We start from the raw sequence: 15,513 nt of genomic DNA on the forward strand, positions 1-15,513 counted from the left end.
TTATTAAGTTATCTTTTAAGATTTATTAAAGTATTCAATAACTCATCTGATGTTGTTATTGATTTTGCATTTGCTTCAAATGCTCTTTGAAATACCATTAAGTTTACTAAACTTTCACTTAAATCTGCTGTACTTAACTCAAGTGTTTTAGCCTCTACTTTTGCTGTTTTATTATTATTTAGATTATAAATTGGGTCACCTGATTCATTTGTTTTTCCAAGTAGATTATCTCCCATTGGATTTAATCCTCTATTATTATTAAACACTGCAATTGCTACTTGTCCTATTGCGAACTCAGCTCCATCTTGTTTCATTGTAATTAAACCCGTATTATCTACAGAAAATTCTCCAAATGCTGAATCTGAAATTCCTAAAGTATCAAGTCTTAATTGTAAACTTCCTTTTGATGCTGTTTGATCTACTTTATTTATTATTTCTATAAATTCAGCTCCTGCTCCTTTTCTTCCTGAATAGTTAGCATTTACATCTAGTGGCGTTAAAGTTCCTGCATTATCATATTTCATTGAACCCGTAAATTCAACATCATAATTTGAATCTAATGTATTTATTACTAAATTACCATTTACATTTCTTGCTTCTACATATTTTGATAATTCAGCATTAGAATTTATACCTGTTACTAAATCATCAACAGAAGCTACAGGTGTAATATTTATTGGTGCTGAATTATAATCTGGTGCACCTGTATTTGGAACAGGAATAACTTTAGCTATTTCTTTGTCATAAATAGTAATACCATAATTAAAATCTGTAGCTGTTCCTAATTTTAAATCTGTAGGAGTATAAACATCTTGTTGTTTACCTGTTATTAATTTTGATAATGCATCTCTTGATGTTTCAAGTGCTGCTATTCCTGATCCTCTCTCTGCAAATGATGTTGTTTGAAAATTCCCTTGAATTACTGTTCCTGATGATTCTTCTGCTACTTCAGATATTGTAAACTCTTTCCCTGGTATCAATGATCTTATTTGTATTATCCCTTTTAACATATCTGCACTATTTGTTGAATCATTATATGTTGTTGTTGTATTAAACGTATCATTTTTTGTAGAATCTACAGCCATTGTTGCTACAAGTCCTGGTATTTGTGATACCATATCTGCTAAAGCTTTATATGTAGCTATTTTACTTGCTGCTTTATCATAGGCTGCAATTGCGGCATCATATGCTGGAGTTGTTGGAGATGGTGCTGGTACTAAGGTAGCTGGATCAACTAATCCATTTTCAGCAGGTTCCAATGCTTGTCCTGCTGCACCTAAAGAATTCCATAAATCTTCTCTAAAACCTTGGCTTGAGCTTGTTAATAAATATTTTTGTGAGTATTTATTCCCATCTATATATACATATATTTGATCACCATCTTTACTTATTATTGATTCATCACCTGATTTAAAATTTATTTGTGATATTTGTGATATTGAAGTTGCAGATGATGCATCTGGTTCATCTTTCAATTTTTGCAACCAAAAGGTATAATCTTTTATTGCTTCTTCTACATCTGATATTTTTGAAGATTTTGTTTTTGATCCATCTCCACTAAATATACTTGTTGCATCTGATTTTGCTGTTGTTGTATAATCTGTTGCCTTGGCTGTTATTGTTTCTACATATGTTCCATGTCTTATTATTTTTGTTCCTAATAATTTATTATAATTAGTATTAAATACTGAAACATTTGGATTTGTACTTGTTACATCATTTTGGCTATCTATTGGACTCATCATCCAACCTTGTACTTCATTTCCTGCTGCATCTTGAAGGGTTCCATTATCTCCCATCCTAAAGTTACCTGCTCTTGTATAAAGTGTCTCTGATGCTCCTGAATTTCTTGTATTTACTACTGTAAAAAATCCATCTCCACTAAGTGCCATATCATAGTTCACACCTGTTAATTTCAAATTCCCTTGAGTATAAAGTTTCTCTGCATCTAGTATTTTAGAACCTTTCCCTATTCTATCTTGATACATTTGATCTGCAAACGATATTCTTGAGGCTTTATATCCTATTGTATTTACGTTTGCTATATTATTTGACTCATTATCTAAAGCTTGTTGTTGAGATGACAATCCTGAAATCCCTGTCCATAGTGCTCCAATCATGATTCGTCCTTTATTTTAAGGTTTATGAACTTATGTTCATACGTTAATATTAAAATAATATTAAAATATGAACACTATTTCTTTAATTGTATTGCTGTTTGTAACATTTCATCAGAAGTTGTTACAGATTTTGAATTTGCTTCAAAAGCTTTTTGATATATCATCAAAGCAGTTAAACTATTTGCTAAATTTGCTTTACTTTGCTCTAATGAATTACTAACTAACTTGTTTAAACCATTGGCATTTGAAACATCTCCAGCTTCCTTTGACCAAGAATATAAATTACCTCCTTGTGGATCTAATCCTTGCTCATTTACAAAACTTGCTGTTTGAAGTTTTCCCACAACAAATTTATTCTCACCATCTTTAATATAAATAATCCCATCTGAAATTTCCATATCCGTTGAAGAATTGTTTGAAATCCCTAATTTTAAAAGATTTAATTGAATACTACTTAAATCTAAATTACCGTTTCTTTCACTCTCTAAAGATACATTATTAGTAATTTCTAAAAGATCTGCATTTGCTTTTTGTAAAGCACTTTTTAAAGCATCTCTTGCACTTTCAACCATCGCTATTCCCGAACCAAATTCAGCTTCTTGGATATTAGATATTTTTAAATCTAAATTTTCTTTATTTATATAAGCTTCATTTATTATTACTTCTTTTCCTGTAATTAAAGAATCTATTTTTAAGATTCCAGTATTAGTATCTATCGAAGAGCTAAGTCCAGCAATATTTGATATCTTGTCTGAAAAAGCTTTTAATGTTCCTTCTAAACCTAATTTAGGATCAAAATTTTGTAAAATTTGATTTCCATTTATATTTACTTTTATATAGTCATTTTCATTTTGAAGATTATTTATTGCTGTTGAAAAATTGATTTCTGTTTTTTGAGCTTTAGAAGAGACAGGTTCTTCTGTAGAATTCAAAGAATACTCTTTTAACTTATTTTTATAATCTAAAATCAAAGCATCAATATCATTTATTTTAGAAGATTTAGTTTTATAATCACTTCCACTTTGATTCAAATCATCATCTTTTGCAGTAGTTTTATAATCTGTTGCTTTAGTATTTATTGTTTGTAGATTATTTAAATTCCCTATATTTTGACTTGCTATAAAATTAACAAAACTATTATCAAACTGTTCTGTTCCATTTGTACTATTTACAGTTTTTGTACTAACAAGTCCCATTACATCCATATTACCTTGTGTTTGTAAGAAACCACTTTCAGCAACTTTAAAATTTCCAGCTCTTGTATAATAAGTTTCAGGTAGCCCTTTTGAATTTATATTTTGAACTACAAAATATCCCTTACCTTCAATTGCAACATCATAAGGACTAGAAGTTAGTTTTATTCCACCTTGTTGATACATAGCTTTATCTACCGTTGCAACAGTACTACCTTTTCCATAAGAAGTAGATGTGTTATTTTTATACATTAAATCAGCAAAATTAATAACATCTTCCTTGTATCCAATAGTGTTTACGTTAGAACTGTTATTAGATTCTACACTTAAAGCTTTTTCAAAGCTATTAAGTCCTGTTATTCCATTCCATAATCCACTTATCATAACTATTCCTTAAAATATTTTTGTTATTGATGAGAAAGGTAAAGTTGCCATTTGATCAGAATATACAGGAGTTGTTACACCTGCTAATGCATATTTATGATCTGTTATTTTTTCATTGTTTTCATCAAGTATAGTTAATTTACCATCACTAATTAATGGAGTACCTGGAGCAGTTAAAACTATTTTATTTCCTGTTTTAGCTCCATTTTCATCAAGAAGCTCTCCATTTAAATCATAATTTACTATTTTATTTTTTGTTTCATCAGATGGATCTTGTAGAACAATTCTATCTTCTAGATATAATATTTGTTGTGCTTTTACTTGAATTTCTCCATCTACATTTTCAATTGATCTAACAGTATAAGCTTTTGTTACTCCATCTTCTCCAATATTTCCATCTTCAATATTTTTACCAATAATTCCAGTTGCATTTGCTAATGCAGTTTGAGTAAAAGCAGTTTGCATAGACTGCATAGCTTTCATCATTTCTTGATTTGTAGCAATAGTTGACATTTGCATTTGAGTTGAAAGCATTTTTGCAGAATCCATAGGTTTTGTTGGATCTTGTAATTTTAATTCTTGAATCATTAATTTTAAAAAATCATTATTTGTCAACTGATCATTACTTATTGCTGTTGTATAAGAGTTACCATCAACTCCTACATTTGAATTAACTTGAATATCTGCCATTTTAAACTCCTAAATCATATGTTCTTCAAAAAAATATCTAACTACATTATCTGAGTCCATAGAATCTTGAACTCTAACAGCTAATTTATCATCTATTACTATAATATCACCTGTTCCTATAATCCTAGTGTTAACATAAATCTCTCCTCCTGAACCAGCAGGTTTATGTAAAGAAATTATATCACCTTCACTAAGCTTAAGAAATTCAGAGATAGTAATATTTGTATAACCTAACATTACATCTACAACTATTTCTGTATCAACTAATAAATCATAATCTCTTTCACTAATTTCCATTTAAATACTTTTCAACTTATTTTGATAAATTATATCATAAAGTTATGTTATTTTTATTAATTATTAATTTTTATACTAAACAACCAAATCTAATGACTCAAGCATAGAAGCTACTTTTACTTCAATATTTCCATCAAAATTTCCAAGATCACTTGCTATTACAACTCCTCCTGCAACTACATTTGCATCTTTATGTAATTCTATGAAAGGTTCTAAATTCAACTGTGATTTTAATATTTCATAATCTTTAGGATTAAGATGTATTTGTATTTTTGAAGCCGTTTTTATTTTTTCAAGAAGATGGCTGATTGTTTGTTTGGCAATTTTTGCTGAATTTTCACCAACTTCTATACTTATAACTTTTTGAGCAATTGCTATTGAAGTTTTCAATAATTTAGTTTCCATTTGAAATGTAGCCTGTTCAAAAAAAGCTGCATAATGTTTTAAATCCCTTATTGCTTGAACAACTTGTGCATCAATATCTCTACCTTTTATTCCATCATTTTCTATATTTGAAACTTTTAATGATATTTCATTTAGTTTATTACTTAAATTTCTAACTTCAATTAATAAAGGATCTGTTCTTCCATTAATTTCTCTATCATCCAAAATAGCTGTAGAATTTGTAACACTATTTGTTTCTGGTTGGCTATTAATAAAATTACCTAATTCATATTTTTCAATATTATCATTTTTACCAATTACTTTTGCACTTGAATATACGTTATCAGCCATTAATTACTCTCTCTATCAATGATTCCATCTTCTATCATTTTTTGCGCAACATCAAGCATTTTTCTCTGAGCAGCTTCAATATCTTTTATTTTTACTTTATTTAGCATTTCAAATTCTTCTTTAAATCTATCTCTTGCTCTTTGAGACATTGCACCTGTTACTTTTTCCATATCTTCTTCTGTAGCATTTTTCATAGCAACAACAACATCAACTGTTTCTACATTTTGCAAAATTTTCATTATATATTCAGTATCTAAATTTAATAAATCTTCAAATACAAACATATTTTCTTTTATTTTAGTAGCTAATGTTGTATCTATTCCATTAATATTTTTTAAAATATCTTGTGCTTTTGGACCAAGTTTATTTAACATATCAGCAACAACTCTAACTCCTCCAACATCAATAATAGAAGATAATAAAGATTCTAGTTTTTTTTCTAAAACAGAAGATATTGTTCTTACAACATCAGGCGAAACATCTTTGATTGTTGCTATTTGAATCGTTACTTTAACTCTTATCTCTTCGTCTAACTGCATTAATACTTCCGATGATTTAGAAGGATCCATGTGTGATAAAATAACTGCTATTGTATGTGGAGATTCATCTTTTATAAAATCACTTAATTGTTTAGGGTTAATACCATCTAAATATGAAAAGGCCTGAGAAGCTAACTTCATTCTAGATAATTTAGCTAAAACCTCATCTGCTTCAGCTTTTCCTAAAGATTTATATAAAATATCCCTAGCAAAATCATAACCACCTGAACTAATAAACGTTTTAGATCTTGTATATAAATGAAATTCCTCTAATATTGCTAAAGAGACATCTTTATTTATTGAGTTAATCATAGTAATTGCTGTAGAAATATTCTCTACAATATCTTTTGGAAGATGTTGAAATATTTTTACAGTTGATTCCTCACCAATTAATACAAAAAATCTTGCAACTTTTTCCATCATTGACATTCCTTTTAGAACGTCATTCTCTTTCATGTTAGATTCCGCCATATTAGCCCTTTATTATTTAAAACTACTATTACCTTCATTTAATAATAATTCTATCATTCTCGCAATTTCCGCTGGATTATTATTTATTTCTCTATCTAATTCTTCTATAAATATTTCATATCTTGCTGCTGATTCTTCATCTAATCCATCAATATTATTTAATATTTGACTTTTAACTTTAGATTTAAGTCTACCTTGTGCTGTACTTGCATCAAATTCATTTTCATAATCAGTTAACATATCATTTACAAGATTTTCATCATTTATATCAACTTTTTGCTTTGTTCCATCACCTAAAATAACTATTTCATTTGAAGCTATAAACTTCTTATAAAAAATAAATAATAAAACTGCAGCAATTAAATATTGAATATATTCACTAAAATCTTTAATTACTGACTTTACCATAGAAATAGTATCTACAGGCTCATCAGAGATTACAACTACATTTCCATCTTTATCAACAGTTTGAGCAATTTGTTCAATTGGTTTAACACCTATAAATTTAAAATCTTTTACAGTAACTTTATCACCTCTTGCTTGATCATAACCTATTGTATCTTGGATTACAGATTCTAAAGAAGTAATAAATTCATCTTTATTTTGAATATCTTTTAATACAGAATCATCAAAAGTAACTGCAGCTGTAATTCTTTTTATATTAGTATAGTTATTATCTTTTTGACTTATTATTTTTTTAGAAATCTCATAATTTGTTACAGTATTTGTTCCTTCACTATTCGAAGCTATATTAGCATTTCCATTACCATTATTCGGTGTTTGAATATTATTATCAACTCCGGCAACACCACCTGAATTATTAGGCATTCCTTGAGATGCTGATGTATTTTCAATTACTTGCTGAGAACGAATACTTCCTTCAGGATTGTATATCTCTTCCTCTATATCTTTTTTCACGAAGTCTAAAGAAACAGTTACTTTAGCTACAACTCTTCCTACTCCTACAAAAGGTTCTAAAAGTGCAACTATTTTTTTCGAATAATCTTCTTCTAAATCCTCTTTATATTTATTTTGTGTAGAAGATTTTTGATTATTTATATCTTCAGATGAAAGTTCAAGTAAACTCCCATCTTGATCAATAAGTTGAATATTTTCTTCTTTTAAATCAGGTACAGCTGAAGCTATAAAATTTTTAATTCCATCTATTTGTTTCTGTGTTAAAAAAATTCCAGGTTTTAAAGATAAAACAGCTGAAGCAGTAGTATCAGCTTTTTTTTCAGTAAATATTGTATCTTTGGGAATAGCTATTTTAACGCTTGCTCTTAAAACTCCTGTTAGTGATTCCAATGAACGTGATAATTCACCCTCTAATGCTCTTAAATACTTAACTTTATTTTCAAAATTTGTAGTACCCAAAGATGATTTTTCAAATATTTCCCAACCCACATGTTTACTAGTAGCAGCTTCACTTGTAACAAGTTTAATTTTAGCTATATTTATAAACTCTTTAGAAGTTTTTAATGTAAGATTATTACCACTTCCTACAACAGAAAATTGAATACCAGCAGCTTCTAACTCATCACTTGCAAGCATTACTTGAGATTTAGTCAAGTTTGAAGCTATAGTATAATTTAGTTTTTTATCTTCAGCTTTTATACTTGAGTAAATCAATAAACCAACCAATAAAATAAATAATAGAGAAAATCCACCTATTATAACAGCTCTTTGAGCTGTATTTAAATTATTTATAAACTTTAAAAGTTGATCCATTAAATTATTATCCTAATTAATTTTTTGCAGAAGATTCAATTACTGACCTAAATAATCTTGAATCTCTTTTTATAGATGATTGTATTGCATCAAATATAATTTTGTTTTTAGCTTGCTCACTCATTTGAGTATCTAAATTTACATTGTTACCATCATTTTGCTCTTGTAAATTTTGAACTTGAATCAATTTAGGATTTATATTATTTAATCCATTATTGATTGAAGAGATATGTTTAAAATTCGTTTGATTTAGTGCTAAAATATTTTTATTCGAATTATTAAGTTCATCTTCAAATACTAAATCCTTTGTTTTATAGTTAGGCGTATTTATATTTGCAATATTACTTGATATAACTTTTTGTCTTTCACCTCTAAAATTCAATTGCTCAAAAAGTTTATTGGTTATACTACTTGCTTCCATTATCTAGTATTACTCCCTACTTTTTCAATTAATCCAGCATTTAATTCATCTATAGATTTTATAGCTTTTTGTGATTGCTCAAATCTTCTATGTGCATCAATCAACTCTACCATAGCTGTAACTGAATTAACATTTGATTTTTCAACTGCTCCTTGAACTAATAAAGTATCGTTATTTTCAAATATTTCTAATTGATTCTGATCAATCACTTTATATGTATTATCTCCGATTTTATCCAAATTTGTATAAGCAGTTTTTACAACACCTATTTGCTCTATAAACTCCCCCTCCATAACTATAGGTTCATTATCAGCATTTAATACATTATTGCCATTTGAATCAACTAAAAAATTATCTAAATTTTTAAATGAACCATCTCTTGTATATACAATATCTCCATTAGAGTTTTGTATTTTAAAAAAAGTATCTGGACTACTTAAAGCAAAATCTAAATTATTACCTGTCATAACAATAGGACCCATTTCTGAATTTATATATTTTGAATCGATTTTTGGTATATTGTTTGTAACTTCATTTACTTTAGTAGGTGTTTTGCCTTCATTTTGCATTCTTTCTAAATAATAATTAAAAGTTGTTTCTGTAGTACCTTCTTGCTTAAAACCAAAAGTATTAACATTTGCCAAATTATTACTTATTTGGTCTAATCGATTAATTTGATTAATCATTGATGCAGCAAGAGGATAAACACCTTGATTCATACTTTATTCCTTTTATTTATTATTTGAAAATTCTGCTATTAACTTATCCAAGTCATCACCTATTAAATCATCCGTATCATCACCATGAATATGTCTAGCAACTGCAATATCTTTCGCGCCACTATCATCTTCGAATAAATTATTTAAATATAGAGATAATTTTCTAATAACCGACATAACTCTTTCAATTTTTTGCCTATTTATATCATTAAATTGCATTAATTCCATTGCTTGAAAAATTTGATTATCTTCCGTTTGCAATAAATTTTTTAAACCATCCAAAGAATTAACCATTGATTTAGTTGAAGTTAGATGTTCTTCAAATAGTTTTATATTAGGAAATTTATTATTTAATGACAAAAGTAATCCAGATTGAGAATTTAAAAACTTTTCATAATCCTTTAAAATTTTTCTAATTTCATTATTATTATCTAATGTCAAACTTAAAACATCAAAAATCTGTGATACTTTTTCTTCAGAATCATTCGCTACTTGTGTTAACTGATTTACAACTTTAGTATCTTTTTCAGCTGGCAAAGGGAAAACTCCTTCATTTATTTTAGAAGAAGTCCAATCTTTAACTATATCATCTTCACTTCTACTAACCACACTACTTTTTTCTACATTATCTTCTAAATCTTTTAAAGGAACAATTTCATCATCTTTTTCAATTTCTTGTAGGGTAGTTGAAGATTCTATATCCTTTAGCAACTCATCTATTTCAGTATTATCAACTATTTCTCTTTGTGTATTCTTCTCAATTTCCAAATTTTCTAAATTAAATACTTCTTCTTTTGAATCTATATCTTCTTTTACTTCTTCAGTCTGAGATAATAATTCTTCTATCTCTTTAGTGTTAACTTTAGCTGTTTCTACCACTTCTTCTGGTTCATTATTATCATCAGATATTTCTAAACCATTCATTAAAGCTTCAATCTCTTCTTGACTCATACTCATGATAAAACCTTATATTATTTTTTCAATACTCCATCAAGCTTCTCTTTTAAAACTTCTGCATTAAAAGGTTTAACAATGTAGTTATTTACTCCTGCTTTTAAAGCAGCAATTACTTCACTTTTTCCACCTTCTGTTGTAATCATGATAATAGGTGTTTTTTGATGAGTACCCTCTGATCGTATTTTTTTTACCAATTCTAAACCATTCATATTTGGCATATTCCAATCAGTTAAAATAACATCATAATGCGCTTCGCTAAGAAGTTTCCAAGCTTTTAAACCATCTTCAGCTTCATCAAAATCTTCCTTAGCGAATCCTAACTGCATAACTACATTCCCAATAATTCTTCTCATTGTAGAACTATCATCCACTATTAAAATTTTCATCAACCATCCCTTTTTTAGTTAAATAAATATTTCCATTAAATTATGCATTATATATAATTTGTTTTAAATTTATACTTAATACTATTATATAAAAAATAATCAATTAAATTTATCAAATTTTAATTATTCTTAAATTATAATTAAAATAGAAGTAAAATTAAAGGAATTTCCATGATTAGGGGACTTTATACAGCTGCAACAGGAATGAATTCTATGCAACATCAAATTGATGTTACATCAAATAATATTGCGAATGTAAATACAACTGGATTTAAACAAGATAGAGCAGAATTTCAGGATTTAATGTATGAAACATTGAATTATACAGCTGGAAGAACTACTCAAATAAGTCTGAATCCTACAGGAATCGATGTAGGATTAGGAGTTAAAATTTCAGGAATTCAAAAGAATTTTACAGAAGGTGATTTAAAACTAACTTCAAATCCTTATGATTTAGCGATTCAAGGAAAAGGTTTTTTCCAAATCACACTTCCAAGTGGAGAAATTGGATATACTAGAAATGGAGCTTTTAAACTTGATTCTGAAGGAAATATTGTTAATGCAAATGGATATTTACTAGAACCAGCTATAACTATTCCTGAAGATGCAAAAGATATATCAATTGGAAAAGATGGAATAGTATCTGTTACAAATGCAAATGGAGAAATAATTCTTGAACAACAAATTACAATTGTAGATTTTATTAATCCTCCAGGCTTAATACCTCTAGGAGATTCTTTATTTATGCAAAGTGATGCATCTGGAGACCCAATAGAAGGTAATCCTAATGAAGATCAATTTGGTTCTATTCAGCAAGGAATGATTGAATCATCAAATGTTAAATTAGTAAATGAAATGGTAGATTTAATTACAGCGCAAAGAGCTTATGAAGCAAACTCTAAAGCTATAACTACAGCTGATAGTATGTTAGACATTGTAAATAGATTGAAAAATTAATTTTATATTAAATAAATGAATTTAGATGAGTTAAGAAAGATTAGGAAAGAAAATCTTTTAGCACATAAAAAGAAAAAAAGAGAATATTACCTAAAGAGTAAATTCAAAAAAAAAGTTATTGATTATGAAGATGAATTAAAAGATTTAAATTTTATTTCCAAAATTAAAGAAATTGCGCATAATCAAAAGCTTTATGTTGATAAAAGAATGGATTCTATTAAAAAAAAATTAAATGAATATAAAGAATTCAAAAAAGAGTATTATAATCAGAATAAAGAAAAGATACTAGAATATAATAAAGAGTATAGAGAAAGAAAAAAAGAAGAATTAAAGCAGTATAGAAAAGATTATTATAAAAAACTAAAAGAGAATGAAAATAAACTTGAAAAAGAGTAAATAATGGCTAATAATGAAAATGAAGAATCTAAAACTCCTGACAAAGATATTTCTGAAGAACAAGAAAATCAAATAAATATAAAACTGGATGACGAATCGACTACAAAAGAAGACGAGTTTGAAAAAAACAAAGAGGAATTTATGAAAAAAACAAAAAAGAATCCTCTAAAAAAAATATTATTGATTTTAGTAGCTTTTTTAATTTCATTATTACTAATAGGATTAATTCTATATTTTACAGGTTTTTTTGAACAAAAAAATGAAGAAGCAGCAAAAATAGAAAATAATACTCAAGTAACTACACAAACCCAACCTGTTGTAGAAGAATATAAATTTGATTTGAAAGATATAAATTCAAAAAAATTAAACGATCAATTAGCATCACTTACTAATAAAAATTTAAATGAAGAAAAACAAGAAGAATTAGAAAGAATTGAAAATGAAAAAAAATTAATTGATGAAGAAAAGAAAAGAGAAGAAGAAGCATTAAAAGCTCATGAAGAAAATCTATTAAAAGAACAAGAAGCTTTAAAAGAAAAAAAAGCTGAATTAGAAAAAGAAAAAGCAGAACTTGAATTATTAAGACAAGAGGCTTTAAAAATCAAATCAGAACTGCAAGCGAATCAAAATTCTTCTGTTGATTTAAATAATGAATTACAAAATCAAAATAATGAAGAACCTAAACCTGATATAATAGAAAATGAAAACATAGAAAAAGAGAATAAAATTAATGAAAACAATGGATTTTTAAAATTCATTAATGTAGCAAAAATAAAGGGTGTTTTATATAAAAAATATCTTGATAGTGTTGTTGCAATAAATCCAAATGTAATACTTTGTAGAGATGATAAAAATAGAATTGAATTATATTATGGTCCATTTAATTCAGATAATGAAAGAACTGAATTACTAAATAAACTGATTGATAATAATTTTGAACAAGCTTATGAATTGGAATTTACACAAGAAGAATTTAATAATAGATGTAACTATTAATTATTTTAAGAGTTTTCTAAAATTTCAAAAGAATTAGTTACATTGATTATTTTTTTATCTATATCTACATTTAAAATGTATTTATCAAAAATATGAGGTATTAAAAATATTTTAGGATAACCTTTAGTTACTAATTCAATATCCGTTTCTATTTCAAAATAATCATTTAAAGGATATCTATGAAGTTCTTTGACTTTTCCTAATCTTAAATCATTCTCAAATACTTCACATGAAATCAAATCAAACCAAAAAAATTCATTTTTCCCTAATTTACAATTTTCTTTTGTTTGTTCAATTGTAGAATATAATTCTTGATTTGTAAGTTTTTTTGCAGTTTCGACATCTTCATAATTTTCAAATTTAATTAATTCTCGTGAAGAGTTATATTCTAAAACTTTTAATTCTAGATTTCTGTTAGTTAAAAAAGTTGCACCTTTTTTAAATTGTTCTGGGAAATCAGAGTCTATAAAAAGCCTTAAATCACCTTTTAAACCAACTGCTTTCCCAAGTTTTGCGACATAAATATTGTTACTTTTATCCATAAATTATTTTACTACTACTTGTATTTTATAAGATATTCCATCTTTTGCCTTACAGCCATTTGCCATAGTTTTTAAAGCATTTATCATATTACCATTTTTACCAATGAGTTTTCCAATATCAACACTATTTACGCTTATTGTTATTTCAGCAAAATTTTCATCAATTAACTCTTTAGTAACAGTAACATCTTCAGGCACACCAACAATTAGTTTTGCATAATTTTCTATGAATTTAGTAATCATATTATTTTCTAATTAATTATTTTGAAGCTAATTTTTTAACTTTTTCAGATGGTTTAGCACCAACACTTAACCAATAGTTATATCTTTCTTCATCAATTTTTAAAACTTTTGGCTCAACTACTGGGTTGAAATATCCAATTGATTCAATCCATCCTGAATCTCTTCTTTTTCTTGAATCTGTTACAACGATTCTATAAAATGGTTTTTTATTTCTTCCCATTCTTGTTAATCTAATTACTGTCATGTTTTCTTTCCTTTTTTGATTTATAGTATTGAATTCTAAACTCCAAAACTTTAGTTAAAAGTTTACAGCTCAATACTATTTTATTTATTTATCTTGGAATTTTAGGCATTCCATTTGGTCCCATTTGAGACAACATATTTTGTAAGCCTTTCATTCCACCTTTACTTGAAAGTTGTTTTGCCATTTTTGAAGCATTTTTAAACTGTTTTAGTATTTTATTTATTTGAACTTCACTTAATCCTGAACCAATAGCAATTCTTCTTTTTCTACTTGCATTCATAAGCTCTGGATCTTCTCTCTCTTTTGGGGTCATAGAACCAATTAAAGCTTTTATTCTTTTTATTTCAGCTGAATTTTCAAAATCCATATCTTTAATAGGTCCTGCCATTTGTGAAAGACCTGGAATCATTCCAATAATTGATTTCATAGAACCTAATTTACTCATCATTGAAAGCTGGTCTAAAAAGTCATTAAAATTAAATTGTCCTTTTTTTATTTTTTTAGTAACTTCTTTTGCTTTTTTCTCATCAATAATAGCTGAAGTTTTTTCTGCTAATCCTTCAATATCTCCAAGTCCTAAAAGTCTTGAAACTATTCTATCTGGAATAAATACTTCAAGATCTGGCATTTTTTCACCAATACCAATGAATCTTAATGGAACTTCAACTTGGTGAGAAATCGATAGAGCAACTCCACCTTTTGTATCACCATCATATTTTGATAAAATAACTCCATCTATTCCAATTTTTTCTTTAAAAGTAGTTGCAGTTTTTGTAGCATCATGTCCAGTTAAAGAGTCTGCTACATAAAAAATTTCATTAGGTTTTATCGTATCTTTAATATCTTTTAATTGAATCATTAATTCTTCATCGATAGCAAGTCGTCCTGCTGTATCGATTAAAAGGACATCATAAAACTCTTTTGTAGCTTTTTCTTTTGCTGCAACTGCTATTTTAATTGGATCTTTTTCATTATCATCAAAATAAATATCAACATCAATTTGGGCCGCTATTTGTTTTAATTGCTCAACAGCGGCAAGTCTTTGTAAATCACAAGCTGCTACTAAAACTTTTTTCTTTCTAGTTTTTAAATAGTTAGCCAATTTACCTGTTGTCGTTGTTTTTCCAGAACCCTGAAGTCCTGTCATTAAAATTGTTGTGGGAGGAGTATTTGAGAAAACAAAACCTTGATTACCTGAAGTTGTTAAAAGATTTGTTAATTCACTTTTTAAAGCTTTTAAAAATGAATCTTGACCTATTCCAGCACTTTTTGTCTGTAACTCTATTGCAGTAATCAACTCTTTAGTAGTTTTATGATGAACATCTGCTTTTAACAAAGCTTTTTTTAATTCTGATGTTGCTTTATTTAAAGCTGCAACATCGTCTTGATGTCTAATTTTATTTACTGCATTTCGTATCGAACCGGTTATTGAATCAAACAAAATTTATCTCCACAATTTTTAAATTGTGCAATACTACAAAACTTTTACTTT

At 27.3% G+C, this 15,513-nt stretch carries 18 protein-coding genes; 3 read left to right on the forward strand and 15 right to left on the reverse strand.

The annotated features are described in order from the left end of the window. Positions 1–8 precede the first annotated feature (8 nt). The 11 genes from AAQM_RS10535 to AAQM_RS10585 all read right to left on the reverse strand — a co-directional run bounded on the left by AAQM_RS10535 (position 9) and on the right by AAQM_RS10585 (position 10,643). A complete protein-coding gene (locus AAQM_RS10535; RefSeq protein WP_129096054.1) occupies positions 9–2,120 on the reverse strand; it encodes a flagellar hook-basal body complex protein in 2,112 nt (703 codons plus the stop codon). Between the two features lie 74 nt (positions 2,121–2,194). Beyond that, positions 2,195–3,697, reverse strand: a complete 1,503-nt coding sequence (locus AAQM_RS10540; protein WP_129096055.1) for a flagellar hook-basal body complex protein — start codon at positions 3,695–3,697, stop codon at positions 2,195–2,197. 9 nt (positions 3,698–3,706) lie between these two features. Continuing rightward, positions 3,707–4,387 carry a flagellar hook capping FlgD N-terminal domain-containing protein gene (locus tag AAQM_RS10545; protein ID WP_129096056.1) on the reverse strand — a complete coding sequence of 227 codons (681 nt, stop codon included), beginning with the start codon at positions 4,385–4,387 and terminating at the stop codon, positions 3,707–3,709. 9 nt (positions 4,388–4,396) lie between these two features. Then, complete coding sequence (locus AAQM_RS10550; RefSeq protein WP_128987113.1) at positions 4,397–4,684, reverse strand: FliM/FliN family flagellar motor switch protein; 288 nt, start codon at positions 4,682–4,684, stop codon at positions 4,397–4,399. Positions 4,685–4,759: 75 nt separating this feature from the next. Then, positions 4,760–5,419: a FliH/SctL family protein gene (locus AAQM_RS10555; RefSeq protein ID WP_129096057.1), complete on the reverse strand. Its 660-nt coding sequence runs from the start codon at positions 5,417–5,419 to the stop codon at positions 4,760–4,762. Next, the gene (gene fliG / locus AAQM_RS10560) at positions 5,419–6,429 is read right to left on the reverse strand and encodes a flagellar motor switch protein FliG (RefSeq protein WP_129096058.1); all 1,011 of its coding nucleotides are present in this window, start codon (positions 6,427–6,429) and stop codon (positions 5,419–5,421) included. The genes AAQM_RS10555 and fliG overlap by 1 nt, the downstream gene beginning before the upstream one ends. Positions 6,430–6,441: 12 nt before the next feature. Beyond that, positions 6,442–8,160, reverse strand: coding sequence for a flagellar basal-body MS-ring/collar protein FliF (gene fliF / locus AAQM_RS10565; protein ID WP_129096059.1), 1,719 nt, complete (start codon positions 8,158–8,160; stop codon positions 6,442–6,444). Positions 8,161–8,176: 16 nt separating this feature from the next. Continuing rightward, positions 8,177–8,581 (reverse strand): flagellar basal body rod protein FlgB, encoded by a 405-nt coding sequence (gene flgB, locus AAQM_RS10570; RefSeq protein ID WP_129096060.1) that lies wholly within the window; start codon positions 8,579–8,581, stop codon positions 8,177–8,179. Further along, the gene (locus tag AAQM_RS10575) at positions 8,581–9,300 is read right to left on the reverse strand and encodes a flagellar hook-basal body protein (protein WP_129096061.1); all 720 of its coding nucleotides are present in this window, start codon (positions 9,298–9,300) and stop codon (positions 8,581–8,583) included. The genes flgB and AAQM_RS10575 overlap by 1 nt, the downstream gene beginning before the upstream one ends. 12 nt (positions 9,301–9,312) lie before the next feature. Continuing rightward, positions 9,313–10,257 carry a hypothetical protein gene (locus AAQM_RS10580; RefSeq protein WP_129096062.1) on the reverse strand — a complete coding sequence of 315 codons (945 nt, stop codon included), beginning with the start codon at positions 10,255–10,257 and terminating at the stop codon, positions 9,313–9,315. A gap of 14 nt (positions 10,258–10,271) precedes the next feature. Then, positions 10,272–10,643 (reverse strand): response regulator, encoded by a 372-nt coding sequence (locus AAQM_RS10585; protein ID WP_128987120.1) that lies wholly within the window; start codon positions 10,641–10,643, stop codon positions 10,272–10,274. A 171-nt stretch (positions 10,644–10,814) separates the two neighbouring features. On the opposite strand from AAQM_RS10585, the gene flgG reads away from it, so the two are divergent. The 3 genes from flgG to AAQM_RS10600 are packed head-to-tail and all read left to right on the forward strand — an operon-like array spanning position 10,815 to position 12,992. Continuing rightward, the gene (gene flgG / locus AAQM_RS10590) at positions 10,815–11,600 is read left to right on the forward strand and encodes a flagellar basal-body rod protein FlgG (RefSeq protein WP_129096063.1); all 786 of its coding nucleotides are present in this window, start codon (positions 10,815–10,817) and stop codon (positions 11,598–11,600) included. Positions 11,601–11,615: 15 nt separating this feature from the next. Next, positions 11,616–11,996, forward strand: a complete 381-nt coding sequence (locus AAQM_RS10595) for a hypothetical protein (RefSeq protein ID WP_171920715.1) — start codon at positions 11,616–11,618, stop codon at positions 11,994–11,996. Positions 11,997–11,999: 3 nt separating this feature from the next. Then, the gene (locus AAQM_RS10600; RefSeq protein ID WP_129095328.1) at positions 12,000–12,992 is read left to right on the forward strand and encodes a hypothetical protein; all 993 of its coding nucleotides are present in this window, start codon (positions 12,000–12,002) and stop codon (positions 12,990–12,992) included. Between the two features lie 5 nt (positions 12,993–12,997). Here AAQM_RS10600 and rimM read toward each other — a convergent pair whose 3' ends face one another. The 4 genes from rimM to ffh all read right to left on the reverse strand — a co-directional run bounded on the left by rimM (position 12,998) and on the right by ffh (position 15,462). Further along, positions 12,998–13,534 carry a ribosome maturation factor RimM gene (gene rimM / locus AAQM_RS10605; protein WP_129095329.1) on the reverse strand — a complete coding sequence of 179 codons (537 nt, stop codon included), beginning with the start codon at positions 13,532–13,534 and terminating at the stop codon, positions 12,998–13,000. A 3-nt stretch (positions 13,535–13,537) separates the two neighbouring features. Then, positions 13,538–13,777 carry a KH domain-containing protein gene (locus AAQM_RS10610; RefSeq protein WP_128987125.1) on the reverse strand — a complete coding sequence of 80 codons (240 nt, stop codon included), beginning with the start codon at positions 13,775–13,777 and terminating at the stop codon, positions 13,538–13,540. Between the two features lie 16 nt (positions 13,778–13,793). After that, positions 13,794–14,021: a 30S ribosomal protein S16 gene (gene rpsP, locus AAQM_RS10615; RefSeq protein ID WP_004511333.1), complete on the reverse strand. Its 228-nt coding sequence runs from the start codon at positions 14,019–14,021 to the stop codon at positions 13,794–13,796. A gap of 88 nt (positions 14,022–14,109) precedes the next feature. After that, a complete protein-coding gene (gene ffh / locus AAQM_RS10620; RefSeq protein ID WP_129095330.1) occupies positions 14,110–15,462 on the reverse strand; it encodes a signal recognition particle protein in 1,353 nt (450 codons plus the stop codon). Positions 15,463–15,513 lie beyond the last annotated feature (51 nt).

Origin of the sequence: Arcobacter aquimarinus (genome assembly GCF_013177635.1) — a bacterium.
In the GTDB taxonomy this organism is placed as follows: Bacteria; Campylobacterota; Campylobacteria; order Campylobacterales; family Arcobacteraceae; genus Aliarcobacter; species Aliarcobacter aquimarinus.